Origin of the sequence: Polymorphospora sp. NPDC051019, from assembly GCF_040683055.1 — a bacterium.
In the GTDB taxonomy this organism is placed as follows: domain Bacteria; phylum Actinomycetota; class Actinomycetes; order Mycobacteriales; family Micromonosporaceae; genus Polymorphospora; species Polymorphospora lycopeni.
Genome location: NZ_JBFBCH010000021.1, coordinates 23,757 through 49,277, shown reverse-complemented (window position 1 = coordinate 49,277; position 25,521 = coordinate 23,757). Strand labels below are relative to the sequence as shown.

Genomic DNA, 25,521 nt, shown 5'->3' with positions numbered 1-25,521 from the left:
GCGGACCGACCGCCGAGGACCGGGGCGCGGCCCAAGACAGAGGAACCGCCGAATGACAAGCTTCGCGGACGTCCACCTGGACGGGATGTCGATCCGGCTCGACGGCCGGATCCTGCGAATCACCCTCAACCGGCCCGAGCGCCGCAACGCACTCAGTTCGGAGTGCGCCCGCGAGGTCGCGGCACTGCTGCCGGACCTCGGACGAGAGGATGTCGTCCGGGTCATCGCCATCACGGCCGAAGGAGACCACTTCTGCTCGGGGATGAACCTCAAGCGGGACCGGCGGCACGAAGGCGAACGGCCCAGACCCACCGCGACGCACCGGAGCATCGACACCGGGCCGCACCGGCTGATCGGTGCGCTCGCGCGGATCGAGGTACCGGTCGTGACGTCCGTCCGCGGCCACGCATCAGGTCTCGGCTGCTCACTCGCCCTGGTCGGGGACTTCTGTGTCGCCAGCCACACCGCGCTGTTCTCCGTTCCCTTCGTCCGTAGAGGCTTCACCCCGGACTCCGGCAGCACCTGGCTGCTGCCGCGACTGATCGGGATCGCCCGCGCACGGGAGATGCTGATGCTCGGCCGACAGGTGACCGCGGGCGAGGCGTTCGAATGGGGTCTGATAAGTCGACTCGTTCCCGACGAGGAGCTCACGGCAGCCACGGAGGCGATCGTCCGCGAACTGGCGGACGGCGCGACCACCTCACTCGGACTCGTCAAGTGGCTGCTGGACAGGAACTCGGTCGGGACGCTGGAGGACGCGCTGCGCGTGGAGAGCCTCGTCGAGGACATCGCGACCAGGACGCTCGACTTCAAAGAGGGAATCACCGCGTTCATGGAGCGCCGTTCGCCGTCCTTCGAGGGGAACTGAGACGATGCCTGAGCAACATCCCCTCCGGCCGGCCTTCGGGGTGGTGTCCGGCCTCGAATACCAACGGGCGATCGCCGACGGGGTGATCCCGACACAGCCGTTCCAGACACTCCTGGGATTCCACCTCCGATCGGTCGACGACGACGGCACCGTCGTCGGCGACGCGATCCCCCACGCCGAGTTCGCCAACTCCGCCGGGCGACTGCACGGCGGATACCTCTCCGCGCTGATGGACTGCGCGACGGCGACCGCCGCCCACTCCCGGCAACCCGTCGGAGCCGGCGCGCCACACATCCACGCGTCCTACCGGTTCCTGTCGTCGGCCGATCACCGCTCCGCGTTGGTCATCACCGCCAGACCCAGCCATGTCGGCCGGTCCGTGGTGCATGCCGCGGTCGAGATACGGACCCGGGCCGGGAGACTGATCGCCTCCGGCGAGACCATCCACAAGGTACGTCGGATCGCAGCGCCCCCTGACGCCGATACCGCCCCGTGATGACGACGCCGAGCGGCGCGCAAGGGACGGGGTTCGTCCTCGACCATCGCGGTACCCCGCTGCGCGGACGCGTGCTGCCGGGGGCCGGCAACGGGCCGGACGTGGTCCTCATCCACGGCGCCGGTGCGCACGGGCACTGGTGGGACGCGATGCTCGGCCACGTCGGAGGGCGGTGGCGGGCCACCGTCTTCGGCGAAAGCGGCCACCGGTCGCAGGGGTACGACGGCGAGACGTGGGCCTCGGAGGTGGCGTCGGTGATCCGGTACGGCTCCCGTACCGGGTCGGCCACCCTCGTCGCCCACAGCATGGGTGGCCTTGTCGGCGCCGCCACCGCGGCGCTGCACCCGGGGCTGGTGAACGAACTCGTCATGCTCGATGTCGCGATCAGACCACCGCGGGCCGGTACCGCGCACCGGCCCCGGGGCCGGCCCGGCCGCGAGCGGACCATCCATGCCGATCTCGACACGGCGATCAGCCGGTTCCGCCTCGTGCCGTCGGGAAGCACCGCATCCGCCGGGCTCGTCCGTGATCTCGCCGGTCACTCGTACGAACAGGTTCCGCGGGGCTGGCGGGTACGGTTCGATCCCGCGGTGTTCCAACGGTTCACCGATGCGGTGATCCACGAGTGGCTGGGGCGGATCGACTGTCCCGTGGCACTGGTCGGCGGTGCGCTGAGCCCCGCGGTCACCGAAGCCTCGGCCCGGTACGTGGCGGGCCGGGTCGGGCGCCCCGTCCGGTGGGGACTCGTCCCGGCCGCCCATCATCACGTGCAGCTCGATCGTCCGGGCCCGCTCGCGGATCTGCTCGTGGAACTGCTCGACGGCGACGAGCCGTCGGCCTGCGCCGGGTCGGCTGAGGATCAGTCGGCGAGTTTCCTGACGATCGCGTAGTCGTGGACCTGCCGGGTGTGGCCCGGTGCCACGGGACGCAGATTCAAGGTGGTCACACCTGCCCGGGAGAACGCATGGATCCGCTCGCCGAGCCGATCGGGGTTCCCGATCAGCGACAGCCCCCTGGCGAGTGCCTCCGGTACGGCGTCGATCGCCTCCTCGCGTCTGCCGGCGAGGTACAGCTCCTGGACACGTGTCGCCTCGTCGGCGAATCCGAACCGCGACACGAGCGTGGTGTAGAAGTTCTTGCCCCTGGCTCCCATCCCACCGATGTAGAGGGCGAGGTGCTCCCGGACCTGGCGCAGCGCCGCCTTCTCCTCCTCCTCGGTCTCGACGACCGCCAGGTAGCTCTGCGCGATGACATCGAGCGGCCCGAGGGCCGGGTCCCGGCGGGCACTGCCCTTACGCAGGTGCGGGCCGAACACCGGGTCCGCGACCTCGGGAAGGAAGAACATCGGCTGCCACGCCTCGAAGTGCTCGGCCGCCATCGCCACGGCCCGGTCACCGATCCCGCCGAGCATGATCGGGATCCGCTCGCGTACCGGCCTGTTTATGATCTTCAAAGGCTTGCCGAGCCCGGAGCCGCCACGCTCAGGGCCCAGCGGCAACTGGAAGTGCTCGCCGTCGTGCTCGAGCGTCTCCCTGCGCCACAGCGTCCGGCAGATCTGCGTGACCTCGAGCGCGCGACCGAGTGGCGCCCGGTACGGCACACCGTGGAATCCCTCGACGACCTGCGGCCCCGACGCGCCGATTCCCAGCATGAACCGACCTTCGGAGACGTAGTCCAGTCCGGCGGCGGTCATCGCGAGGAGCGCCGGCGTGCGGGAGTAGACGTTGAGGATCGAGGAGGCGATCGTGATCCGCTCGGTCGACGCGGCCAGATAGCCCAGCAGGCTCACCGCGTCGTAGGAATACGCCTCCGGGACGAAAAGCACGTCGACGCCGACCGCCTCGTATTCACGGATACGACCCACGGTCTCCTTGAAACCGCCGCTGTAGGACAGCGGCATACCGATCCTCAATGCACATCCTCCACTCTTTCCATCGGCCCGAGTTGGCGCACTCGGTGCCGGCGAGGTGCTCGCCATCCTCGCAGAAGTGTACCGATCGGTTGGTTCAGTGTATCATCGCTGAGCGGACATGCGGCCCGACCATGGGCCCTGATCCGCCGGGAAGGGTGGTAGCCATGGGCCTGCGTGAGGCAGTCGTCGTCGAGGCGGTGCGCACTCCGATCGGGCGCAAGAAGGGCTCGCTGGCCGACGTGCACGCGGTCGACCTGTCCGCGGTCGTGCTCAACGAGTTGGTGAAGCGCGCGGGCCTGGACCCCGAGGTCGTGGAGGACGTCTACTGGGGCTGCGTGACCCAACTCGGCGACCAGTCGAGCAACGTGGGCCGCTTCGCGGTGCTGGCGGCCGGCTGGCCCGAGACGATCCCGGCCGTCACGATCAACCGGGCCTGCGGCTCGAGCCAGCAGGCCCTGGAGTTCGCCGCGTTCGCGGTGATGTCGGGCCGGGCCGAGGTCATCGTCGCCGGTGGCGTGGAGACCATGAACCGGGTTCCGATCGGTTCGGCACGCAAGTTCGGCGAGCCCTACGGCCGTACGGTCCTGGACCGCTTCGGTGTCGACGACCTCAGCCAGGGCATCGGCGCGGAGATGATCGCCGAGAAGTGGGGGTTCAGCCGGACCCGGCTCGACGAGTTCGCGGCGCTTTCCCACGAGCGCGCCGCGGCGGCCATCGACTCCGGCGCCTTCGCCCGACAGCTCGTTGCGGTGCCGCGCGACGGCGGCCCGCTCGAGGTGGACGAGGGGCTCCGGCGCGGCACCTCCGTGGAGACGCTGGCGTCGCTCTCGCCGGCCTTTCTCGAAGAGGGCAGGATCCACGCCGGCAACTCCTCGCAGATCGCCGACGGGGCGGCCGCGCTGCTGGTCACGACGCCGGAGAACGCCGCCCGTCTGGGGCTGCGACCACTCGCCCGCTTCCATGCCGGAGCGGTGGCCGGCGCGGATCCGGTGGAGATGCTCACCGCGCCGATCCCCGCGACGGAACGCGCCCTTCGTTCGGCCGGGCTCTCGATAGACGAGATCGGCGCCTTCGAGATCAACGAGGCATTCGCGCCGGTGCCGCTCGCGTGGCAGGCGGAGACCGGTGCCGACCCGGCCCGCCTCAACCCTGTCGGGGGCGCCATCGCGGTCGGACACCCCCTCGGCGCCTCCGGCGCGATCCTGGCCACGCGGCTGATCCACTACATGCGGGACAACGGAATCCGGTACGGTCTCCAGTCGATGTGCGAAGGTGGCGGGACCGCTAACGCGACGATCTTCGAACTCTGGTCCCAGAATTGACTATTGACGACATGGCTAAGAAGTCGAACAAGGAGACGACCAGCGAACGGGTGCTGCGCGTCGCGACCGAACTCTTCGCCGAGAAGGGCTACGACGCGACCGGCGTCCAGGAACTGTCGGAGTCGACCGGGCTGGGCCGCGGTGCCCTGTACTACCACATCAAGAACAAGCAGCAGTTGCTGCTCAGCATCGCCCTTCGCCTGCTCGAGAACGCCAACCGCGAGGCTCGGCGGATCCTCGCCAGCGGCGGCTCGGCCGAGGACAGGCTGCACCGGATGGCCGAGCACCTGCTGACGGACCTGTCCACCAACCGCAGCGCCTGGATCACCTCGATGCGCGACTGGCAGGCGCTCGACGAACCGCACCGCTCGCACGTGCGCCATCTTCGGGACGAGTACGAGCAGTACTGGCAGGCGCTGTTCGACGAGGGCGCCGAGTCCGGGCTCTTCCGGCCGGTCCACGCCATGCAGCGCCGAGCCATAGTCGGCATGTTCACCAGCAGCTACCGCTGGATCGAGCCCGCCGGATCGCTGTCCCCGAAGGAGATCTCCGAGCTCTACGTGTCGTTGTTCCTCGACGGCCTGCGGGTACGCAAGGGCGACTAGGACACCGTTTCCCCGCTCGCCCGGCACGGACGGGTTCTCGTGCCGGGCCGGCTCCATGCCGGCGCACCTCACGTGCCCTGGCCCGCCACTCCCCCGACTTCGGCGGCCAGTGCCCCGCCGAACGGTTCCCGCCCGGCCTCCTTCGGCGGCGACACCTCCGGATGAATCGCGTCCGCCGGCCGGCGGAACGTGGCCGTGGGATGGCCGAATCCCCACCGTTCGAGCAGCTCGGCGCCGTCCACCGGGGCGTCGGCGTATCCGATGGGTAGCACCGGGACCCAGCCGCGGCCGCCGGCCGTGCGGCGCAGGACCCCGCGCGCGGCGAGCTGCGGATGCGTCCCGGCCTCGGCGAGGGAGAGCACCGGTGCGATACAGGCGTCGACCCGTTCGGCGATCTCCGTCCACTCGGCACGGGTCCTGCTCCGGATCGCCGCCGCGATCCGCTCGCGTAGCCGCGGCCAGTTCGCCTTGTCCTCCCGGCCCACCCGCTCCTGCGGGGTCAGTCCGATCACGTCCGCCAGTTGCTCGAAGAACTTGTCCTCGAGGGCGCCGACGGCGACGTAGCCGCCATCGGCGGTCTCGTAGCTGTCGTAGTAGGGCGCGCCCGTGTCGAGGCGGTTCGTGCCGGGGGTGTCCGACCACATCCCGAGGTTGCGGTACTCGTGCAGCATCGTGGTGAGGTACGTCGTGCCGTCGACGATGGCCACGTCGATGACGGTGCCGGTGCCGGTACGGGCGCGCTCGACCAGTGCCGACAGCACCGCGATCACGAGGTACATGCCGCCGCCGCCGAAGTCGCCGACGAGGTTCGCCGACGGCATCGGCGCGAGTCCCGGACGCCTGGCCAGGTCGAGCGCGCCGGTGATGGCGATGTAGTTGATGTCGTGTCCGGCTCTCGGCGCGAGCGGGCCGGTCTGTCCCCAGCCGGTCATCCTGGTGACGATCAGCCCGGGATTGCGTTCCCTGAGCTGCTCGGGGGCGAGCCCCAGCCGCTCGACGACGCCCGGTCGGAAGCTCTCGACGACGACATCCGCCTCGTCGATCACCTCGCGTACGAACGCGACGCTCTGCGGATCCTTGAGGTCCAGCTCGAGCAGGGACCGGTTGCGCACCATGGCCGCCGTCGACTGTCCGGGCCTGGTGACGGTGAGTACCTCGGCACCGAGATCGGCCAGGAGCAGGCAGCCGAACGGTGCGGGCCCCAGCCCCAGGAACTCCACGACCCTTATACCGGTGAGCTGCCCCGCCATGTGACCTCTCCCGCCTTCCCAACGTCTGTACCGACCCATACAATGTACCGACCGGACCGTACAAAACAACGGGACGAAAACAATCACCGCAACAGTCGACTCGGACAGCGAAGGACGAACCGCAGGTGAGCCGGGGATTCTACGAAGCCGACCACGAGGATTTCCGTGCGTTGGCCCGTCGTTTTGTTTCGCGCGACGTCGCACCACATCTCGACCGCTGGGAGCGGGAGCGACTCGTCGACCGGCGGGTGTGGCGCGCGGCCGCCGAACTCGGCCTGCTCGGGCTCCGCACACCCGAGCGGTACGGCGGCGGCGGGTCGACGGACTACCGCTTCCGGTGTGTCCTCACCGACGAACTGGCCAGGGTCGGTGCCGCGGCATTCGCCTCCGGGCTGGCAATCAACGAGGACATCGTCGCCGGGTACCTCATCGCCCTGGGCACCGAGGAACAGAAGCGCCGGTGGCTTCCCGGCATGGCGTCCGGCGAGGTGGTCACCTCGATCGCCATGTCGGAGCCCGGCGTGGGAAGCGACCTGCGGGGCATCGCGACGACCGCCGTCCGTCGGGACGACCAATGGGTGATCAACGGCGCCAAGACGTTCATCACCAACGGCTTCAGCTCCGACGTGGTCCTGGTCGCCGCCAGGACCGGCGAGCGTGAGGGCAGACCCACCTTCTCCCTCATCCTGGTTCCCACCGACACACCCGGGTTCAGCCGGGGCCCGAAGCTACGGAAACTCGGGCTGCACGCGCAGGACACCGCGGAGCTGTACTTCGACGAGGTCGCCGTACCCGGTGGGAACCTCGTCGGCGAGGAGGGGCGCGGGTTCCACCACCTGACCCGACAGCTCCCCCTGGAACGCCTTTCGATCGCCTGGCGCGGACTTGCCGGCGCCGAGGCCGCGCTCGGTTGGACCGTGGACTACACCAAGACGAGAAAAGCCTTCGGCCAGCGCATCATCGACTTCCAGCACACGCGGTTCCGGCTCGCCGAACTCGTCACCGAGGTCGACGTGACCAGGGCCTACCTCGAATCGCTCGTACACGAACTCGACGAGGGACGCCTGGACGCCACCACGGCGGCCAAGGCCAAGTGGTGGGCGACCGAGCTGCAGCAACGCGTGGTCACCGCCTGCCTGCAGATGCACGGCGGCTACGGCTACATGGAGGAGTACCCGATAGCGCGTGCCTTCGCCGACGGCCGGGTGCAGACCATCGTGGGCGGGACCACGGAAATCATGAAAGAGATCATCGGACGCGAGCTCGCATCCGACCGATGACAACGCGTCCGCGCCGCGGACCGACCACAGGAGAACCATGGATCTCAACGGCGCTTCAGCGCTGGTAACCGGCGCGGCGTCCGGGCTCGGCGCCGCCACCGCCGCCGCACTCGTCAAAGCCGGCGCCAAGGTCGTGATCACCGACTTCGCGAGCTCCGACGGCCCCGCCGTCGCCGAGCGCCTGGGTCCGAACGCACGCTTCGCGGCCGCCGACATCACCAACGAGGACTCCCTGCGATCCCCGCTCGACGTGGCCCAGGAACTGGGCGTCCTGCGCGCGGTCGTCCACTGCGCCGGCCGGGGCGGCGACCGCCTGCGCGTCATCGACAAGGAACGCCGGCCGGCCCCGCTCAAGAGCTTCCGCGACGTGCTCGAGGTCAATCTGATCGGTACGTACAACGTGCTGCGCCTGTCCGCGGCCCGCATGAGCGGCAACAGCATCGAGGACGGCGACCGTGGCGCCATCGTCCTGACGGCATCCGCGGCCGCGTTCGAGGGGCAGATCGGACAGACCTCCTACTCCGCGTCGAAGGGTGCCGTCCATGCGATGACCATCGTCGCGGCGCGCGACCTGGCCAGCTGGGCGATCCGCGTGAACACCATCGCACCCGGCATCTTCGACACGCCGATGCTCGCCCGGCTTCGGGGCGACATCCGCGACAGTCTCGCCGCGACCGTGCCGCACCCGAAGCGGCTGGGTGACCCGGACGACTACGCCGCGCTGGCGGTCACCCTGTTGCAGAACGGGTATCTCAACGGCGAGACGGTCCGGCTGGACGGCGCGATCAGGATGGCACCCCGGTGAGCGACGGACCCGCCACGACCCTCGAACCGGAGGTCGTGGCCTGCGAACACGACGGCATCCTGCTCCTGGAAATCAACCGTCCGCGGCAACGCAACGCGATGACCAGGAGCGCGGCCAGGGCGATCGCCGACGCGCTCACCCGGCTGGACGCCGAACCCGGCCTTCGGGTGGCGATCCTCACCGGACGCGGCGGCAACTTCTGCGCCGGAATGGACCTCAAGCGCTTCGCCGCCGGCGAGCGCGCCGCGACCGCCGAGCGCGGGTTCGCCGGGCTCGTCGAGGCACCGCCGGCCAAGCCGATCATCGCCGCCGTGGAGGGCTGGGCTCTCGGCGGCGGCTTCGAGATGGTCCTCGCCTGCGATCTGGTGACCGCCGGCGCCTCGGCCCGCTTCGGTCTACCCGAGGTCAAGCGCGGGCTGCTCGCCAGGGGCGGTGGGATGTTCCGGCTGCCTCGCCGCCTGCCGCAGGCGATCGCGTTGGAGATGCTGCTGACCGGCGACCCGATCTCCGCCGAGCGGGCGAGCGGTCTGGGGCTGCTGAACGCGGTCGTCGCCGACGGACAGGCGCTGGACGCCGCGTTCGACCTCGCCCGGCGGATCTCGGCGAACGCTCCCCTGTCGGTCGCCGCCTCCAAGTCCATCGCGACCGGGTCGGCCGACTGGCCGCTGTCCGAGGCGTTCGAGCGGCAGCGGAGTCTGAGCGAGGTCGTGTTCGCCTCGCAGGACGCCAAGGAAGGGGCGACGGCGTTCGCGGAGAAACGCAGCCCGGTCTGGAAGGGACGCTAGTCTGTGCGCCGGTCTCGTTGGCGCTACTCGGTGGCGGCGTCGAGGCCGGCCAACTCTGCCACCATCTCGAGCTGCTCCATCTCGCGCTCGAGCCCGTCGGCGAGACTCGCGACGATCAGACGGGTGGCGCCAGCGGCGCGGTACTCGGCTATCCGATGCGCGACCTCGGTCGGCGAGCCGGCAAGACAGAAGGCCCGGACCACGTCGTCGGTGACGGCCGCGACGGCCCCGGCGCGATCTCCGCCCAGGTACCGGGCGCGAATCTCGTGCGCCTCGTCCCCGAAACCGGCCCGCGTCACCGCGTCGTTGTAGAAGTTCTGCTCGCGCGAGCCCATGCCTCCGACGAGGCGTGCCAGATAGGGCCGCGCCCGGTCCCGTGCGGCCTCGGGATCAGGATCGATCACGAGTTTCATCGTGACCGTGATCGCGAAGTCGTCGAGCGACCGGCCGATCCGGTCGGCGCCGTGCCGCACCCGCCCCCATGCCCGGCGGACGCCGTCGGGTGTGAGCATCGTGGGGATGATGCCATCCGCGATCTCGCCGGCGAGTTCCATGCTCCGCGGACCGTTCGCCGCCAGGTGGATCGGAATCCGCCGCTGGGTCGGCGAGATCATCAGCCGTAGCGCCTTTCCCGGGCCGCCGGGCAGCGGCACGGTCAGGACCTCGCCACGATGCTCGACGACCTCGCGGCGCAGCGCCGTACGGACGATCGCGACGTAGTCGCGCGTGAGCGCCAACGGCCGCTCGAACCGCTGACCGTGCAGACCCTCGGCAACCTGGGGCCCGGATGTGCCCAGGCCCAACTCGAACCGCCCGCCGGAGAGGAGGTCCAGGGATGCCGCGGCCATCGCCACCGCGGCCGGGCTGCGCGTCGGCATCTGCAGCACCGATGTGCCCAGCCGTACGCGTGTCGTTTGCGCCGCGGCCCACGCGAGCGGGGTGAGCGCGTCGTTGCCGTACGCCTCGCCCGCCCAGACCGAGTCGAAGCCGAGACGCTCGGCCGCGAGTACGAGGTCGCGCAGGTCACGCACGCGCTCACTCGAGGTCCAGATCCCCGACGTGAAGCCGATGCGGAGAGTCATCGAAGCACACCCTCTTCCTGGAGTCGGTCGACGCGCGTGACGTCGTAGCCGAGGACCTGGGTCAGCACCTGGCGTGTGTGCTGCCCGAGCGTCGGCGCGGCACCTCGCACCCGCCCCGGAGTGGCGGAGAGACGGTACCGCGGCGCCTCCACGGTCATTCGCCCATGGATCGGGTGCGGAACCTCGACGAAGTGTCCCAGCGCGGCCAGCTGCGGGTCCGCGGCGAGGTCGGCACCGTCGGCGACGACGTGCGCGGGTACCCCGGCGTCGAGCAACCGATCCTGCAACTCGTCGGCATCCCAGGCGCGCGTGCGTTCGCTGACGAGGTCGTCGATGGTGGGCACGGCCGGCCCGGCGGCACGCGGCGACGACATCGGCTCATCGGGGCGCAGACCGAGCACGGCGGCGAGCCGTTCCCACTGCTCGTCGTCGGCGGCCGCTATCGCGACGTAGCGCCCCCGGTCGTCGGTGGAGCGGCACGGGTAAACCCCGTGGAGCACATGGTCCGCGTCGGCGTTGCCACGGGCTCGCGCAAGCTGCCCGTCGACCCGGTAGGCGTGCAGTTCCGGTGACAGGAACATGACGCCGCACTCGACCTGGGACACGTCGATCCAGCAACCGCGGCCCGTGCGTTCCCGGTGCCGGAGGGCCGCCAGCAGCGTCGCCAACGAGAACCGGGGCGCGACGTAGTCGGTGTAGGCGCCGAAGGGCCCGACGGGAGGGCGGTCGGGCCAGCCGGCGAGGGCCTGGAAACCACTGAGCGAGGCGCCGACGTTGCCGAACCCGGCGAGGCGGGCATGGGGGCCCGTCTGGCCCGTCATGCTCGTCGACAGCATGATCAGGTCCTCGTGCCCCGCCGCGAGCCGGTCGTATCCGAGGCCCCACGCGGCCAGCCGCCCCGGCGCGAACGACTCGATGACCACGTCGGCCCACGCCGCGAGGTCACGCACGACCTCCCGCCCCGGCTCGGTCGAGAGGTCCAGGGCGACGCCGAGTTTGCCCGCGTTGCAGGTCCCGTAGAGCGCCGAGTTCTCCGGCCCCCACTGCCCGCCGACGAACGGGCCCGCCACGCGCGCCGTGTCGATCCGAGCCGCGGACTCGACACGGATGACGGTTGCCCCGAAGTCCGCGAGGGTACGGCCGATGAGAGGGCCGGCCACGACCCAGGACAGGTCGAGCACCCGAAGTCCGTCGACGGGCGCCGCACCGGCGGTCGCGCCGGCGGACCTGCGGTCGCGGACGGCCCAGCGCCTCAGCGGGTCGTCGTTCGGCGCGTCAGCCGCCGGTGCGGCCCCACGTACCGTGGGCCCGGGGGCGCCGGACACGTGCGCGAACCGTCCGGGGATCGCGACGCCGCCCCTCTCCTGCGCCACGTCGACCCAGAAGCCACGGCTGGCCAACTGCGCATCCGCCGCGACGTCGGCCAGGTCGTGGACCGGCACGGCGAGCAGACGTCGGGCGAGTGACTGTTCGAGGATCTCGCGCTTCGCCTTGCACGCGAGGAAGTTCTTGACGACAGCCCGCGCTGCCTCGATCAGGGTCGCATCGACGTCCCCCGACCTCAGCGCGGCCGGGACCTCGCGCCAGTCCAGTTCGCGGAAGGGAACCGCGTCGCCGCGTTCCTCGGCGATCCAGGCGAACAGGCGGTTCGTGAAGGCGCCGGTGGCGGGGCCCATCGAGAGGTTCAACTCGACGAACCCGTCCGCGCACTCCCAGCGACGCATCGAGCCGGCCGCCGTCGAACCGCTGCCGCTCTGATCGGGGCGCTGGGCACTGAACAGGCCGCCCGGCCGCGCCGTCTCGCCGATCTTCCCGCTGAGCGACCAGCCGAGGGTCGCGAGCGTCACCGACGCCTGCACCGACACGTCCACGACCTGGCCGCGGCCGGTCTGCTCGGAACCCAGTAGTCCCAGCAGCGCACCCACGACAGCGTCGGCCGCGGCATGTAGCCACGCCTGGGGAACCGAGACCCGCAGCGGGGGGCGGGACCCGTCGCGCAGCGGCTCCATCGGTCCGCCCGCGGCCCACAAGGTGAGGTCGCTGGCCGGGGCGCCGCTCTTGGGTCCACCCAGACCGAAAGCCGTGATCGTGACGACGACGAGTTCGGATGCCAGTGCGGGAAGTTCCGCCACCTGGAGGGTGGAACCCAGGATTCCGCCCGCGCCGGAGTGCAGGAGCACGTCGGCGCGACCACAGAGGTCGACGAAGCGTTCCCGATCGTCCGCCACGTCAAGGTCGAGGAGGAGGCGGGACTTGCCGGCCGCCAAGGTCGACCACATGTTGGACCGTCCGGGCGTGGACCGCGGATGCGGCCGGCGCGTGCGGGCTCCCCGCGCCGGCTCAAGCTGGACGACGTCGGCACCGAGGTCGGCGAGGATGCGTCCCGCGAGCATCGCGCGCCCGTCCGTCGCGTCGATCACCCGGCAGCCGCTGAGCATGCCGTCGAACTCACCCGTCCCAGGACCCGTCGACATAGCGTGCAATGTACCGATCGGTCGAACGGAGAACAAGGTCCATCTCTAGCGCGGTCCATTCGTAGGCGAGCTTGTCCTCCGTTGACCGATCGGTACACTGAAAGAATGTCTGACCAAGCCGACCAGGCGGCGGAGCACACGATCCTCTACGCGGTCGACGGGCCGATCGCAACGATCACGTTCAACCGTCCAGATCGCCTCAACGCACTTGTCGGCGACATGACCAACCGCTACGTCGCCGCGCTCCAGCGAGCCGATGCCGACCCGGCGGTCCGCGTCGTCGTCGTCACGGGCGCCGGCCGAGGTTTCTGCGCCGGCGCCGACTTCAGCAGACTCGAGAGTCTCACCGGCGAGGGTGTGCGTCAGCGGGCGCGGGAAGCTCCCCGGGACGCGGCGGTACGGATCTCCAAGCCTGTCATCGCCGCGGTCAACGGCGCGGTCGCTGGTGCGGGCCTCGCCCACGCGCTCATGGCCGACGTCCGGTTCACGGTTCCGGACGCGAAGTGGACCACGACGATCGCGAAACTCGGCCTGGCGGCCGAGCTGAACCTCTCCTGGACCCTCACCCAGTTGGTCGGCACCGGCCGTGCGCTCGACCTGCTACTCAGCGCACGGGTCATCAGTGGGACCCAGGCACATGACTACGGGCTCGCCCAGTTCCTGACCGAACCGCAGTCGTTGCAGGATGACGTGCGGCAGTACGCACTCCAGGTCGCCGCGAACAGCGCCCATGCGCTCGACCAACTCCGTCAGCAGGTGCGACTCGACGCCGCCCGCAGCTTCGACGAGGCGTGGGCCGACGGCTACGAGCGGGTCTACACAGCGATCGACCACGGCGGCACCTATCGCGAGGCGCGCGAGCGCGCGAGGCGATCCGACGCACGCGACCGCTGACGACGACGCCGGAACCGCGCGGCGATTCCCCGTGGCGGCCCGGCCTTGTCCGGCCGGCGGTCAACGGCCCGGGCGTACGACCAACTGGTTGGATCGACGCACGGGCCCGGACCGACGCGGTGCCGGGCAGGTCAGCCGGTGCCGACGAGCACCTCGGTCTGCAGGTCGCGAGGCTGGAAACCCAGCCCGAGAAACCGCGCACGCTTGAGCAGCCGGTGAGCGCCGTGCTCCCACGTGAAGCCGATCGCCCCGTGGTTCTGGATGTTCACCCGGGCGTTCTCCAACGCGGACGACCCGGTGAACCGCCGGGCGGCCGCCACCCGGCGCCGCAGGTCCGGGTGTCCCTCGTCGACGCTGACGGCGGCGAGGTCGACGACCGCCGACGCGGCGTTCGAGCGGATCGCCATCTCCGCACAGCGGTGGGAGATCGCCTGGAACGCGCCGATCGGCCGGCCGAACTGCTCTCTGATCTTGGCGTACTCGACCGACATCGAGGTGGCGGCCGTCGCCACGCCCGAGAGCATCGCGGCGACCAGGACGGACGCGCGTACGAGGACGGCGTCGGCGTCGGCTCCGGTGATCTCGGCGAGCACCTCGGCGCGGTCCAGGCCGACCCTGGCCACGGTGACCGCTGGATCCATCGGAGAGAGGTCGTCGACGATGTCCCGGTCCGCCAGCCCGTACAGGCGCAGCCGGGAGCGTTCTTCGTCGACGAGGAGCAACACGCCCGCGCCACGGGCATCGAAGGCGGTGAACCGGTCGTCGTGGGAGCCGAACGCGTGGGCCGCCCGGAGTGCCCCGGCCGCCAACCCGTCGGCAAGCGCCCGTTCGCCGGCGACGGCGGCGACCCGGGCGGCGAGGTTCGTGGCGAGGAACGGTCCGGCGGCAGCGGCGGCGCCGATCTGCGCGAAGACCTGCGCCTCGTCGGCGAGCGTCCCGCCGAGGCCACCGTCGGCCTCGTCGAGGCCGAGGGCGAACCAGCCCTGGCCGGCCGCGACCGACCAGGCGTCGTCGCTCCCCGTCGCACCGTCCATCGGCGCGGCCCCGGCGAGCACGTCGCGTACGGCCGCGGAAAGCTCCCGCTGCTCGTCCGACGGATACAGATCCATTGCCTGTCCCCTGTTCCTTGGCTCAGCCGCGCGGCAGTCCGAGCACGCGTTGGGCGATCACGTTGCGTTGTACCTCGGAGGTGCCCGTTCCGATCGTGTGGGCGAACGAGTAGAGGTAGGAGGGGACGAACTCCGCGGCGGCCGCCGAGCCGTCGACCGTCAGCCCTTCCCGGTCGAGAAGGTCCGCGCCGAGGCGTTTGACCCGCTGGCTGAGTTCGGCGTAGAACGGGCGCACCATCGAGCCCTTCGGTCCGGCCTTCCCGGTGCGGACGACCTCGGAGACGAAGGCGAGGGCGAGCGCGTAGAGCGCGACCCCCTCGGACTCGATGTCGGCGATCGCCGCCGCCACCTCGTCGTTGGCGAGCATGGCCCGACCCCGCCGGTCGACCCGGGTCGCCGCGAGTTCCCTGACCTGGTCGATCAGCTTCAGCAGCCGGATCACCATTCCGAGCGTCATCGTGCCGCGTTCGAGGCCGAGGGTCGTCATGGCGACCTTCCAGCCGTCGCCGAGCCGGCCCACCACGTTGGCGAGCGGGATGCGTACGTCGTCGTAGAAGACCTCCGCGAAGGGTGTGTCGCCGTCCATCGTGGTGATCGGGCGCACCTCGATCCCCGGGGTGTCGAGGGCCACGATGAGGAACGACAGTCCGTGGTGGCGGGCCGCCTCCGGATCGGTCCTGACGAGAAGCTCCTGCCAGTCGCTGACCGACGCCTTCGTCGTCCAGATCTTCGAGCCGTTGACGACCAGGTCGTCCCCGTCGCGTACGGCGCGCATGCGCAGGCTCGCCAGGTCGGAGCCGGCACCGGGTTCGGAGAAGCCCTGTGCCCAGATCTCCTCGCCGCGCAGGATCGGTCCGAGGTGGTCGTGCTTCTGCGCCTCGCTGCCCTCGACGATGAGGGTGGGGCCGGCGTGGCCCAGCGCGATGTTGAACACCCCCGGTTCCGGGGCGTCGAACCGCGCGCACTGCTCGTACCACAGGATCTGCTCGGTGAGGCTCAGTCCGGCACCGCCGAACTCGCTCGGCCAGGAGACCCCGGCCCAGCCGCCGTCGTACTGGCGGCGCTGCCACGCACGGTCGAAGTCGACCATGGCCGGTCCCGACGGTGGGCGGTCGGCTGTCGGTACGTTGTCCGACAGCCAGTCCGCCGCGCGCTCCTGAAACTCCCGTTCCCGGCTGTTGAGCTGCAGTCGCATGGTTCAGCGCTCCTGTCGTGCCAGTGGCTCGAGCAGTTCGCGCAGCAGCGGTCCGCTGACCTTCAGCGCGGCGGTGCGCGGTAGCGAATCGAGCACGTGGATTCGCACCGGCACCTGGTACGGCGTCAGACGCTCGCGCGCGAACTGCTTCAACGCCGCCTCGTCGACGGTCTCCCCCGGGGCGACCTCCACCGCGGCGACGGGAACCTGCCCGAGTCGGGGGTCGTCGAGGCCGATGACGCCGGCGTCGCGTACGGCGGGGTGGAGCTTGAGGGTCTCCGCGACGGTCCCGGTCGAGACCTTGAATCCGCCGCGGATGATGACGTCGTCGGCCCGACCGACGATCCAGAGGAAGCCGTCCTCGTCGAGGCGGGCCCGGTCGGTGGTCCGTACCCACTGCGATCCACGCCTGCCCAGTTGCGGCGCCCGCACCTCGAGCAGGCCGACCTCGCCGGCGCCGAGCGGCTCTGCCGTGACCTCGTCGGTGACCCGCAGTTCGACGCCGGGGTGGGCGCGGCCGACCGAGCCGCGTTTGGTGGCGGCGAACCGGCGGTGGTCGTCGAGCGTCCAGCCGGCGATCCCGCCCGCGAACTCCGTCGCGCCGTAGACGACCAGGATGGGGATGCCGTACCGGTCCTCCCAGGCGAGCTGGTCCTCGACGCTGATCGGTGCGGTGCCCACGAGAACGCTGCGGGCGAAGGACAGCCGCTCCGGTTCGACACCGGCGGCCATCACCATCCGCAGCGCCGTCGGCGGGAGCGTGATGGCCTTCGGTCGGTGTTCGGTGACCAGCTCCAGCCATTCGTCGACCGCGAACCGCTCCAGCAGGGCTATCTTGCGTCCGGCCTGAACGTTCAGCAGCAGTGTGAAGATCCCGCTGACGTGCACCAGCGGTGCCATCACGATCGCGACGCTGTCGCGCAGCCGCACCGCCGCCGAGCCGCTCTCGTAGTGCGACGCACCGGCGTAGCCGGCGTCGAATCCCGCATAAGTGAGGGGGACGCGTTTCGGTGGCCCGGTCGTGCCGCTGGTGAGCATGAGGATGGCGGTGCCCGGCATGGCGAGGTCGGCCGCGTCGTCGCGGCGCAGCGGCTCCAGCACCTCGACCCGGGTGTCGTCGATGGCGATCGCCAGGCAGCCCGCGGCGGCGGCGGCTTCCCGTACCCCGGGTCTGGCCCAGTCGTCGGGGTGGGCGAGCAGGACCGTCGCCGGCAGCCGGCCCAGTTCCGCGGCCAGCTTCGCGTCCGGCTGCAGGCTGGACACGGTGACCAGGGTCTGTTCGTGCGTCAGCAGGGACAGGATCGCCGCGACCGTACCGGGACGGTTGCGCATGAGCATGCCGATCGGTGCCCCTGGCGGCAGGCCGAAGGCGGCGAGGATGCCCTGCACCGCGTCGCCGAGTTCCCGCAGCCGTCCCCAGGTGACCCACCGCCCCTGGAATTCGAGGGCGTCGGCGGCGGGGTCGATCCGCATCACCTGCGCGATCCGCTCGGATACCGAGTAGCCGTTTCCGGTCGTCACGACGCTCACCCTTGCCCTCCGTCGAGCACCACGAGGCCGTCGACGGCGACGACCCGGTCCGGTGTCGCGATCAGTGGGTTCACGTCGGCCTCCGCGACCGCCGGCTCGGCCAGGGCGAGCCGCTGGACGCCCATGAGGACGTCCACGAGCGAGTCCCGCGCCGCCGCGGTGAGCCCCCGGTGGTGGCTGACGAGTCGTCCGCCCCAGAGGCGGTCGACCATGGCCCGGGCCCGGGACCGGTTGAACGGGACGACCGAGACCTGGGACTCGGCGATGATCTCGGCGGCGACACCGCCGGCGGCGAGCGTCACGACCGCTCCGTGCACGGGGTCCCGCGTCAGGCCGAGCATGAGTTCGATCCCGGGCGGCACCTGTTCGGCCACGAGGATCCGGTACGGCGCGTCGGGGGTGGGACGATGTTCTCGCGCCACCTGGCCGAGGCGGGCGAAGGCGGCCGACGCCGCTTCCCTCCCCCGCACACCGACGATCACGCCGCCGACGTCGGACTTGTGTGGGAGCCAGGCCGCGTCGATCTTGAGTACGGCGGGTCCCGGAAGCTCCTCCACGGCACGCACCGCCGCGTCCTCCGCGTCGACGACCGTCTCGGTCGGCACCGGTACGCCGTAGCGTACGAGCAGCGCCTTCGACTCGGACTCCGACAGCGTTCCGGTCGTGGCGGTGACCGTGGCCGCGCCGGCCGACGGGGCGTCGGTGAGGTCGAGGAACGCGCCGGCCTCCTGCGCCCGCACCAGTTTCCCGGCGACACCGATCAGGCTGGCGGCGTCGGCGAAGCAGGTCAGGCCACGTTCTGCCATCCGGGTCAGCACGTCCGGTTGATGGGCCAGGGCCAGGAACGGCTTGTCGGTGCCCCGCGCGGCGCGCAGCAGGATCTCGCGGTGGGTCTCCGGCAGCGTACGTGCCACGGTGCCGTACGCGACGATGTCGAACTCGTCGCTGGAGCCGACCTCCTCGAGCACGGCCGCCACCGGGCGCAGGTCGTTGACGAGGTTGCCGGTGATGTCGACCGGGTTGCCCGTGGAGCCGAAGGACGGGAGCACTTCCGCGAGCCCGGCCCGCAGTTGCGCGCTCGGCGGTGGCAGCGCGAGCCCGGCCTGCTCGGTCGCGTCGGCCATCAGAGCGCCGTTGCCGCCGCTGCTGCTGATGACGACGACCCGGTTGCCCCGTGGCCGGCGGCCGGCGGCGAAGCCGCGGGTCACGTCGACGAGTTCCCGGATCGTGTCGACCATGACGATGCCGTTCTGCTCGCACGCCGCCGCGAAGGTCGCGTAGGAGCCGGCCAGGGCTGCGGTGTGGCTGATCGCCGCCTGCCTGCCCCGTTCGGTGCGCCCCAGCTTCAGCAGCACGACCTGCTTGCCCGCCCGGGCCGCCTGCCGGCCGGCCTTCATGACCGTCGCGGCGTTGTTCACCCCCTCGACGACCATGGCGATGACGTCGGGGACGTCCTCCTCGCTGGCGAGCAGTTCCATGGCCAGTTCGCCGGTGGAGACGTCGAGTTCGTTGCCGGTGGCCGCCCAGAAGCCCACGCCGGCGCCGTCGGCGCGCAGCAGGCTGGCCGTACCGATGCCCATCGACCCGCTCTGGGCCAGGACGGCGATGTTCCCGTCCCGGACGTCGAAGGGCACCCGGGTGAAGGTCGCGGTCAACCCGCGCCGGAAGTTGGCGAAGCCGAGGCAGTTCGGGCCGAGCAGGCGCAGCCCGGTCTCGGCGACGAGGCGGTCGAGTTCGGCCTGGAGCGCCTCGCCGGCTCCGCCGACCTCGGCGAAGCCCGACGAGTAGACCACGGCGCCCTGCGCGCCCGACTGCGTGCTCTCCCGCAGGATGGACGGGATCAGCTTGCTGCTTGCCGCGGCCAGCACCAGGTCGACCGGTTGTCCGACCGCGCCGACCGTGGGAAAGGCGGGCAGCCCGCGTACGGTGTCGTAGTTCGGGTTGATCGGATAGATCGGTCCGTCGAAGCTGGTGGTGAGCTGGCCCATGATCCGCCCGCCGACCGAGTCCGCTTTCTGCGAGGCACCGACCACGGCGATGGACCGGGGATTCAGGAACGCGGTGAGTGTCAAGGTTCGTCCGTTCTCTTTCTTGCCCTCGGGTCGTGACGCTGGTGCGGCTACTGCGTCAGCCACAGGTAGTGCGGGCGCAGCGCCCAGTCCTCCGGGGCGAGGACCGGTTGCTGGGCCGCCACCACCTGCTCCTTGGCGGCGGCGATGCGCGACCGCAGGCTCAGCGGGAAGATGACACCCCGGTTGATCACCTCGGCCTGCAGTTCCTTGAGGATCGGGGAGCGTTCCGCCGTCGGCAGGGCGAGGGAGTCGACGTACCGCTTCTCCAGGTCCTCCAGGTCGGTCAGCTTGAAGGGGTTGAGCGGTCCGTTGTTGGAGACGGTGCGGGTCCACCACTGGTCGATGTCGACGGCGGTCGGGATGAGGTACGACGCCGGATACTCGCCCTTGCGCTGGGCGGCCGTGTACTCCGACGGGGGGAGGTCGACGATGTTCATCGTGATCCCGCCGGCCGCCAGCATCTGCTGCACGGCGACGACCGCCGGGGCGATCGAGGTCGTGCTCGGGAACTGGAAGCTGAAGCCGTCGGGATAACCGGCCTCGGTGAGCAACTGTTTGGCCTGCTCGATGTCCAGGGCGCGCTGGTTGAGCGCCTCGTCGTACCAGGGCGTGGTCGGGGACGAGAAGCCGCCGGCGGGGTATCCGCTGCGACCCAGTACCGCGACGTTGAAGCCGTCCCGGTCGATCAGCAGCCCGATAGCCTGCCGCACCCGCGGGTCGCCGAACGCCGGCACCACGGTGCCCTCGCGGTCCATGATGACGACGGTCGTCGCGATGGACAGATCGGAGAAGACCCGTGATCCCGAGGTTTCGACGAGCGCCTTGTTCGCGTCGGGAACGTACGTCATCATGTCGATCTGCCCGCTGGTGTAGGCGTTCAGCCGGGCGGCCGGATCGGTGTAGATGTTGATCTCGACCCTGGACACCTTGACCGCGTCGGGATTCCAGTAGCCGGGGTTCGCGGTGTAGACCTGCTTGGAGCCCTCGGCGAACTCGTCGCCCTTCCAGCGCCAGCCGCCGGACCCGGCCGGTTCCCGGGACAGGTCCCTGCCCTGGGCGATGGCGGCGGGGCTGACCATCATGCCGGCCGGGGTCGCCATGTTGTAGTAGAAGTCCGGGTACGGGCGCTCGAACTCGACCAGCGCCACGAACTCGCTCTCGACGGTCACCGACTCGATCGACGCGTACATGTTGGCGTTCGGGCTGGTGGTGGTCGCCGCCGCCCGTTCCAGGTTGACCTTGACCGCCTCGGCGTTGAACGGGGTGCCGTCGTGGAAGACCACGTCTTCGCGCAGCGTGAGTCGGGCGCTGGTCGCGGTCGGTTCCTCCCAGCTCGCCACGAGCCACGGCAGCGGCTCGTACTTGTCGTTGATCTGGAAGAGCGGGTCGTAGGCGGGATGCAGGTTCTGCCCCTGGATGACGGTGATCGCGACGGGGTCGAACGAGCCGTTGGAGATCCAGGAGCCGATCCGCAGGGTGCCGGTCGGTTCGCCGGGCGCGCCGTCGGTCCTGACCATCGCGGCGAGTGCCTCGGTGCTCGTGTGCTCGAGAATCGACTCGTCGACGTCGTTGCCCGAGTTGCCGGTGCCGCTGCACGCGGCCAGGACGAGGCTCAGTCCCACGACGGCCGCCGCTGTTCTGACGCCCGTTCGAACGCCTCGTCGTCGGCTGCTTCCTCGCGATCCGGTCAGTGACTCAACTGTCGGCTTCATGTGGCGTCCTTCCTCGGAAGGTCGGGGGTCGCGGCAGCCTGCAGCACTCGCTCGGCGGCGAAACAGGCCAGCTCGCCGCCCCCCGGGACGGGCGTCGGCTCCGGGAAGCCCGTTGCGCATTCGGGACCACGCAACGGGCACCGGGTGATGAACGGGCACCCGGCCGGCGTCGGTTCGACGCCGATGTCGGGCAACGGGAGATCGAACTGGTTGGCCCGGCGGGGACCGCGCATGGAGCGGGGCACCGGGTTGGGCACGGCGTCGAAGAGGAGCCGGGTGTACGGGTGCCGTGGTGTCCCGCAGACCCGGTCGGCCGGGCCGCTCTCCATGATGCGGCCGCGGTACATCACCGCGACGTCGTGACTGGCGTGGCGAACCACGGCCAGGTCGTGGGCGATGAACAGATAGGAGATGCCGCGGTCCCGCTGGATGCCGTCGAGCAGGTTGATGATCTGGCTCTGGACCGAGACGTCGAGCGCGCTCACCGGTTCGTCGAGCACGATCAGTTGCGGATCCACCGCGAGCGCCTTGGCGATAGCGACACGTTGCCGCTGGCCGCCGGACAGCTCGTACGGGTAGCGGCTGAGGTGTGCGGTGCTCAGCCCGACCATCTCCAGCAGTTCACGTACCCGCGCCCGGCGCTTTCCCGATTCGAGGTCGAAGTGGATCCGCAGCGGCTCCGCAAGGATCTGCTGCACCTCCATCAGAGGGTCGAGCGACCCCAGCGGGTCCTGGAACACCGCCTGCACCGCCCTGCGGTACCGGGCGGGTGGAGCACCCCGGAACTGGTCGACCCGGAAGCCCGCCGCGGTGATGGAGCCCCGGGTCGGCGCGTTCAGCCGGAGCACGGCCCGGCCGATCGTCGTCTTCCCCGACCCCGACTCGCCGACGAGCCCGAGCGTGCGCCCCCGCCCCAGCCGAAGGCTCGCACCGGAGACGGCACGGACGACCGATCTGGGGCCCCAGGCACGCTTGCGGCCGCCACGAAACTCGATCCACAGATCGTCGACCTCGAGCACGTCGTCCGTGGGTGGCTGTCGCTTGCCGGTCATGCCACACCGTCCCGCCCGGAGGCCCGCGAGAGAACCGCCACGACCTGCGACTGCTCATCGCCGATCCCGGTCAACCGCAACTCGTCGACGCGAACGCACCGGGTGCTGTGCCCAGGGTCCACGGTGGGTGCCAGCGGGACCGGGGACCGCCGGCAGGCATCGGTGGCGAAGTCGCAGCGGTCGGCGAAGCGACAGCCCACCGGCCAGTCGATCGGCTGGGGAACCGTTCCCCGGATCGACGGCAGTGCCCCCGCCGGGGCGACGTTCCTGGGTATCGAGTCGAGCAGGCCCTGGGTGTACGGATGACGCGGTTGGGCGAACACCTCGGCCACCGGGCCGGACTCGACTATCTGCCCGGCGTACATGGTGGCGACGGTGTCCCCCACCTCGGCCACCACACCGAGATCGTGCGTGATGAGCAGGATCGACAGGCCCCGCTCGTCACGAAGCCCCACGAGCAGGTCGAGGATCTGCTTCTGCACGGTGACGTCGAGGGCGGTGGTGGGCTCGTCGGCGACGAGGACCTCCGGATCGCAGGAGAGCGCCATGGCGATCATGACCCGCTGCGCCATGCCGCCGGAGAACTGGAACGGGTAGTCGTCGAGTCGCAGCTCGGGGTTCGGGATACCGACCCGTTCGAAGAGGTCGATGGTGAGCCGTCGCGCCTCGCGTCGCGGGACGTCACGATGTTCCATGATCGCCTCGCACATCTGGTTACCCACGGTGAACGTCGGGTTCAGGCTGGCGAGTGGATCCTGGAACACCACGCCGATCCGGTTGCCCCGGATCGACCGCATGGCCTTGAAGTCCAGGCCGCTGATCTCCTCGTCACCCAGCCGGACGCTGGACGCGGTGACGACACCGGGGTGCGAGACCAGTCCGAGCATCGACATGGCGGTGACACTCTTCCCACTTCCCGACTCCCCGACCAGGCAGAGCAGTTCCCCGCGCCGCAGCCGAAGATCGACGTTCTGGACGACCTGGACGCGCTGGCCGCCCGCCTGGGGAAACGAGACGCTGAGATCCCGCACCTCCAGCGCGGATGGCTGGTCGGGCTCGCCGGCGAAGATCTCCCGTTCCGAGGCCGTCGGTCGCGTCTTGCGAACCACGTTGAGTCCGAGCCGTCCGACGGTGATCTCGCGGCTGAACAGGTCCCGCAGCCCTTCCCCGACCTGGTTGATGCCGAGGACCGTTATGAAGATCGCGATGCCGGGCGGCACGGCCAGGAAGAAGTTCTGGCGGATCGTCGCCTGTGCCTCGGAGAGCATCGAGCCCCAGCTCGCGGTCGGCTGGGTGACGCCGAGGCCGAGGTAGGACAGGGTCGCCTCGGCGACGATGGCGGTGGCGAACATGAGCGTCGCCTGCACGATGATCGGCGGGGCGATGTTGTTGAGAATGTGCCGGAACAGGATCCGGGGGCCGCCGGCACCGGAGACCTTGAGCCCGTCGACGTAGAGCTCCTCCTTCGCGGAGAGGACCTCGCCGCGAACGAGCCGGAGTACGGACATCGCGTAGACGATGCCGACGACCGCCATCGCGTTGTGCAGTCCCGGACCCAGGGCCGCGATCACGGCGATGGCGAGCACGAGGAACGGAACCGACATCACGCCGTCCACCAGGCGCATGAGGATCCGGTCGAGCCAGCCGCCCGCGTATCCGATCGCCAGTCCGGCCGGAACGCCGATGCCGAGAGCGATGGCGACGGCCTGCACGGCAGCCAGCAGCGCGACCTGCCCGCCGTACAGGACACGGGTCAGCACGTCCCGTCCGTACCGGTCGGCACCGAGCCAGTGTTCGGTGGACGGTGGCGCGAAGCTGTCCGCCAGAACACCGGTGTCCGGATCGAACGGGGACAGCAGCGGTGCGAGGACCGCGCTCAGCGCGATGATCCCGACCACCGTGCCCCAGATCAGCAACGACCGCTGCCGGAGCAGCCGGCCGAGGAACCGGCTGGACCTGACACTCCCCTTGGCGGCGACATCGGCGGCCGGCAGGCGCGGAACGTCGGAGGCTGATTCGCTCATGTTGTCCGCACCTTCGGGTTGAGCCAGACATAGGACACGTCGACGAGAAGGTTGACCAGGACAATGACGACGACCGCGAACAGCACGACCGCCTGGATGATGTTCGGGTCGTACCGCAGCACGGCGTCGATCGTGAGCGAGCCGAGCCCCGGCAGTGCGAAGAGCCGCTCCACGACGATCGCACCGCCGAGTAGCTGGGCGACCTGGAACGATATGGACGTGACCACGGGCGAGGCCGCGTTGCGTCCGGCGTGTTTGAGCACCACCCGCCGCCGGGAGTGCCCCTTACTCAACGCCGTACGGGTGTAGTCCTGCTGCAACGCGGTGATCATGCTCGACCGGGCCTGCCGCGACAGCGCCGCCGCGACGCCGACTCCTAGTGCGATCGACGGCAGGGCGAGGGAGTGCAGCCAGCCGCCGAAGCTGTCCGCCGGCGAGACGTAGCCGGTGGCGGGGAACCAGCCGAGCTGCAGCGCCAGGAAGTAGATGATCAGCATCCCGACGAAGAAGCTCGGCGCGGCCTGCCCCATGGTGGACAGGAGGATGACGCCTCGGTCGAGTCGGGTACCCGCGACGACCGAGGCGAACAGCCCGGCTCCGACGCCGAGCACGACACCGACGACGAGTCCGCCGGCGGTCAGCGACAGCGTGACCGGGAGCGCGGCGAGAAAGAGGTCCGTCACCGAGGCACCGGTGTACAGCGAGGTTCCCAGATCACCCTGCAGCAGGCCGCTGAGCCAGGTCCAGTACTGCTCGAGGGCCGGCCGGTCGAGCCCGAGCTGCTGCCGAAGCGCGTCGATCTGTTCCTGTGTCGCGTTGCCGCCAAGAATGATCTCAGCCGGATCGACGTTCGAGGCCAGCGACAGGAAGAACGTACCGCTGACCACGAGCAGCACGAGCGGGATCATCGTGAGCAACCTGATCACCACGTTGCGCATCGAGCCCCCTCACCGGCCTGCGCAGTAACAAGCTTGTTACGGCAGCATGTCTGAACTCAGACATCGTGCATTGTACCGTCCAGTCAGTCAAGAACGAGGGAAAGATCACGCCGGGA

21 protein-coding genes are annotated in these 25,521 nt (G+C 70.3%); 9 read left to right on the top strand and 12 right to left on the bottom strand.

Annotated elements, in window-relative coordinates; translation table 11 throughout:
• Window positions 1-52 precede the first annotated feature (52 nt).
• From AB0M79_RS28930 to AB0M79_RS28920, 3 genes are read left to right on the top strand one after another with little or no spacing between them, the layout of a single operon-like run.
• Window positions 53-868, top strand: a complete 816-nt coding sequence (locus AB0M79_RS28930) for an enoyl-CoA hydratase-related protein (protein WP_364219516.1) — start codon at window positions 53-55, stop codon at window positions 866-868.
• 4 nt (window positions 869-872) lie between these two features.
• Complete coding sequence (locus tag AB0M79_RS28925) at window positions 873-1,364, top strand: PaaI family thioesterase (protein WP_364219513.1); 492 nt, start codon at window positions 873-875, stop codon at window positions 1,362-1,364.
• Window positions 1,364-2,254, top strand: a complete 891-nt coding sequence (locus AB0M79_RS28920) for an alpha/beta hydrolase (protein ID WP_364219510.1) — start codon at window positions 1,364-1,366, stop codon at window positions 2,252-2,254. The genes AB0M79_RS28925 and AB0M79_RS28920 overlap by 1 nt, the downstream gene beginning before the upstream one ends.
• Here AB0M79_RS28920 and AB0M79_RS28915 read toward each other — a convergent pair.
• Window positions 2,224-3,276, bottom strand: coding sequence for an LLM class F420-dependent oxidoreductase (locus tag AB0M79_RS28915; RefSeq protein WP_364219507.1), 1,053 nt, complete (start codon window positions 3,274-3,276; stop codon window positions 2,224-2,226). The genes AB0M79_RS28920 and AB0M79_RS28915 overlap by 31 nt on opposite strands.
• 170 nt (window positions 3,277-3,446) lie before the next feature.
• Here AB0M79_RS28915 and AB0M79_RS28910 point away from each other — a divergent pair, with 170 nt between their 5' ends.
• Both AB0M79_RS28910 and AB0M79_RS28905 read left to right on the top strand, forming a co-directional pair.
• On the top strand, window positions 3,447-4,598 hold the full coding sequence (locus tag AB0M79_RS28910) for a thiolase family protein (protein ID WP_364219749.1): 1,152 nt from the start codon (window positions 3,447-3,449) through the stop codon (window positions 4,596-4,598).
• A gap of 11 nt (window positions 4,599-4,609) precedes the next feature.
• Window positions 4,610-5,203, top strand: coding sequence for a TetR/AcrR family transcriptional regulator (locus AB0M79_RS28905; protein ID WP_364219504.1), 594 nt, complete (start codon window positions 4,610-4,612; stop codon window positions 5,201-5,203).
• Window positions 5,204-5,271: 68 nt separating this feature from the next.
• Here the strand turns inward: AB0M79_RS28905 and AB0M79_RS28900 are convergent, their stop codons facing one another.
• Complete coding sequence (locus tag AB0M79_RS28900; RefSeq protein ID WP_364219501.1) at window positions 5,272-6,453, bottom strand: CaiB/BaiF CoA-transferase family protein; 1,182 nt, start codon at window positions 6,451-6,453, stop codon at window positions 5,272-5,274.
• Window positions 6,454-6,578: 125 nt separating this feature from the next.
• Here AB0M79_RS28900 and AB0M79_RS28895 point away from each other — a divergent pair, with 125 nt between their 5' ends.
• Genes AB0M79_RS28895 through AB0M79_RS28885 form a run of 3 tightly spaced genes read left to right on the top strand, consistent with a single transcriptional unit; the run spans window position 6,579 to window position 9,323 of the window.
• Entirely contained in the window at window positions 6,579-7,733 is a 1,155-nt protein-coding gene (locus tag AB0M79_RS28895) for an acyl-CoA dehydrogenase family protein (protein WP_364219498.1), read from the top strand.
• 37 nt (window positions 7,734-7,770) lie between these two features.
• Window positions 7,771-8,538: an SDR family NAD(P)-dependent oxidoreductase gene (locus AB0M79_RS28890; protein ID WP_364219495.1), complete on the top strand. Its 768-nt coding sequence runs from the start codon at window positions 7,771-7,773 to the stop codon at window positions 8,536-8,538.
• A complete protein-coding gene (locus AB0M79_RS28885; protein WP_364219492.1) occupies window positions 8,535-9,323 on the top strand; it encodes a crotonase/enoyl-CoA hydratase family protein in 789 nt (262 codons plus the stop codon). The genes AB0M79_RS28890 and AB0M79_RS28885 overlap by 4 nt, the downstream gene beginning before the upstream one ends.
• 23 nt (window positions 9,324-9,346) lie before the next feature.
• Here AB0M79_RS28885 and AB0M79_RS28880 read toward each other — a convergent pair whose 3' ends face one another.
• Together AB0M79_RS28880 and AB0M79_RS28875 are read right to left on the bottom strand one after the other, a co-directional pair.
• Complete coding sequence (locus tag AB0M79_RS28880; protein WP_364219489.1) at window positions 9,347-10,405, bottom strand: LLM class F420-dependent oxidoreductase; 1,059 nt, start codon at window positions 10,403-10,405, stop codon at window positions 9,347-9,349.
• Complete coding sequence (locus AB0M79_RS28875; protein ID WP_364219486.1) at window positions 10,402-12,879, bottom strand: CoA transferase; 2,478 nt, start codon at window positions 12,877-12,879, stop codon at window positions 10,402-10,404. Before AB0M79_RS28875 ends, AB0M79_RS28880 begins: the two co-directional genes overlap by 4 nt.
• Before the next feature lie 81 nt (window positions 12,880-12,960).
• Here AB0M79_RS28875 and AB0M79_RS28870 point away from each other — a divergent pair, with 81 nt between their 5' ends.
• Window positions 12,961-13,773: an enoyl-CoA hydratase-related protein gene (locus tag AB0M79_RS28870; RefSeq protein WP_364219483.1), complete on the top strand. Its 813-nt coding sequence runs from the start codon at window positions 12,961-12,963 to the stop codon at window positions 13,771-13,773.
• Window positions 13,774-13,904: 131 nt separating this feature from the next.
• Here AB0M79_RS28870 and AB0M79_RS28865 read toward each other — a convergent pair whose 3' ends face one another.
• The 8 genes from AB0M79_RS28865 to AB0M79_RS28830 all read right to left on the bottom strand — a co-directional run bounded on the left by AB0M79_RS28865 (window position 13,905) and on the right by AB0M79_RS28830 (window position 25,405).
• Window positions 13,905-14,882, bottom strand: a complete 978-nt coding sequence (locus AB0M79_RS28865; protein ID WP_364219480.1) for an acyl-CoA dehydrogenase family protein — start codon at window positions 14,880-14,882, stop codon at window positions 13,905-13,907.
• A 22-nt stretch (window positions 14,883-14,904) separates the two neighbouring features.
• Entirely contained in the window at window positions 14,905-16,077 is a 1,173-nt protein-coding gene (locus tag AB0M79_RS28860) for an acyl-CoA dehydrogenase family protein (RefSeq protein WP_364219477.1), read from the bottom strand.
• A 3-nt stretch (window positions 16,078-16,080) separates the two neighbouring features.
• A complete protein-coding gene (locus AB0M79_RS28855; RefSeq protein WP_364219474.1) occupies window positions 16,081-17,598 on the bottom strand; it encodes a long-chain fatty acid--CoA ligase in 1,518 nt (505 codons plus the stop codon).
• 5 nt (window positions 17,599-17,603) lie between these two features.
• The gene (locus AB0M79_RS28850) at window positions 17,604-19,679 is read right to left on the bottom strand and encodes an acetate--CoA ligase family protein (protein WP_364219471.1); all 2,076 of its coding nucleotides are present in this window, start codon (window positions 19,677-19,679) and stop codon (window positions 17,604-17,606) included.
• A gap of 47 nt (window positions 19,680-19,726) precedes the next feature.
• Complete coding sequence (locus AB0M79_RS28845; RefSeq protein ID WP_364219468.1) at window positions 19,727-21,301, bottom strand: ABC transporter substrate-binding protein; 1,575 nt, start codon at window positions 21,299-21,301, stop codon at window positions 19,727-19,729.
• An 86-nt stretch (window positions 21,302-21,387) separates the two neighbouring features.
• Entirely contained in the window at window positions 21,388-22,443 is a 1,056-nt protein-coding gene (locus tag AB0M79_RS28840) for an oligopeptide/dipeptide ABC transporter ATP-binding protein (RefSeq protein ID WP_364219465.1), read from the bottom strand.
• On the bottom strand, window positions 22,440-24,467 hold the full coding sequence (locus tag AB0M79_RS28835; RefSeq protein ID WP_364219462.1) for a dipeptide/oligopeptide/nickel ABC transporter permease/ATP-binding protein: 2,028 nt from the start codon (window positions 24,465-24,467) through the stop codon (window positions 22,440-22,442). The genes AB0M79_RS28840 and AB0M79_RS28835 overlap by 4 nt, the downstream gene beginning before the upstream one ends.
• The gene (locus tag AB0M79_RS28830; protein ID WP_364219459.1) at window positions 24,464-25,405 is read right to left on the bottom strand and encodes an ABC transporter permease; all 942 of its coding nucleotides are present in this window, start codon (window positions 25,403-25,405) and stop codon (window positions 24,464-24,466) included. The genes AB0M79_RS28835 and AB0M79_RS28830 overlap by 4 nt, the downstream gene beginning before the upstream one ends.
• Window positions 25,406-25,521 lie beyond the last annotated feature (116 nt).

Excerpts from the sequence above, each read along its gene's own strand:
- AB0M79_RS28890 (WP_364219495.1), top strand. The coding sequence starts at position 7,771 with ATGGATCTCAACGGCGCTTCAGCGCTGGTAACCGGCGCGGCGTCCGGG.
- AB0M79_RS28865 (WP_364219480.1), bottom strand. The coding sequence starts at position 14,882 with ATGGATCTGTATCCGTCGGACGAGCAGCGGGAGCTTTCCGCGGCCGTA.
- AB0M79_RS28860 (WP_364219477.1), bottom strand. The coding sequence starts at position 16,077 with ATGCGACTGCAGCTCAACAGCCGGGAACGGGAGTTTCAGGAGCGCGCG.
- AB0M79_RS28925 (WP_364219513.1), top strand. The coding sequence starts at position 873 with ATGCCTGAGCAACATCCCCTCCGGCCGGCCTTCGGGGTGGTGTCCGGC.
- AB0M79_RS28920 (WP_364219510.1), top strand. The coding sequence starts at position 1,364 with ATGACGACGCCGAGCGGCGCGCAAGGGACGGGGTTCGTCCTCGACCAT.
- AB0M79_RS28830 (WP_364219459.1), bottom strand. The coding sequence starts at position 25,405 with ATGCGCAACGTGGTGATCAGGTTGCTCACGATGATCCCGCTCGTGCTG.
- AB0M79_RS28840 (WP_364219465.1), bottom strand. The coding sequence starts at position 22,443 with ATGACCGGCAAGCGACAGCCACCCACGGACGACGTGCTCGAGGTCGAC.
- AB0M79_RS28875 (WP_364219486.1), bottom strand. The coding sequence starts at position 12,879 with ATGTCGACGGGTCCTGGGACGGGTGAGTTCGACGGCATGCTCAGCGGC.
- AB0M79_RS28880 (WP_364219489.1), bottom strand. The coding sequence starts at position 10,405 with ATGACTCTCCGCATCGGCTTCACGTCGGGGATCTGGACCTCGAGTGAG.
- AB0M79_RS28835 (WP_364219462.1), bottom strand. The coding sequence starts at position 24,467 with ATGAGCGAATCAGCCTCCGACGTTCCGCGCCTGCCGGCCGCCGATGTC.
- AB0M79_RS28930 (WP_364219516.1), top strand. The coding sequence starts at position 53 with ATGACAAGCTTCGCGGACGTCCACCTGGACGGGATGTCGATCCGGCTC.
- AB0M79_RS28900 (WP_364219501.1), bottom strand. The coding sequence starts at position 6,453 with ATGGCGGGGCAGCTCACCGGTATAAGGGTCGTGGAGTTCCTGGGGCTG.
- AB0M79_RS28905 (WP_364219504.1), top strand. The coding sequence starts at position 4,610 with ATGGCTAAGAAGTCGAACAAGGAGACGACCAGCGAACGGGTGCTGCGC.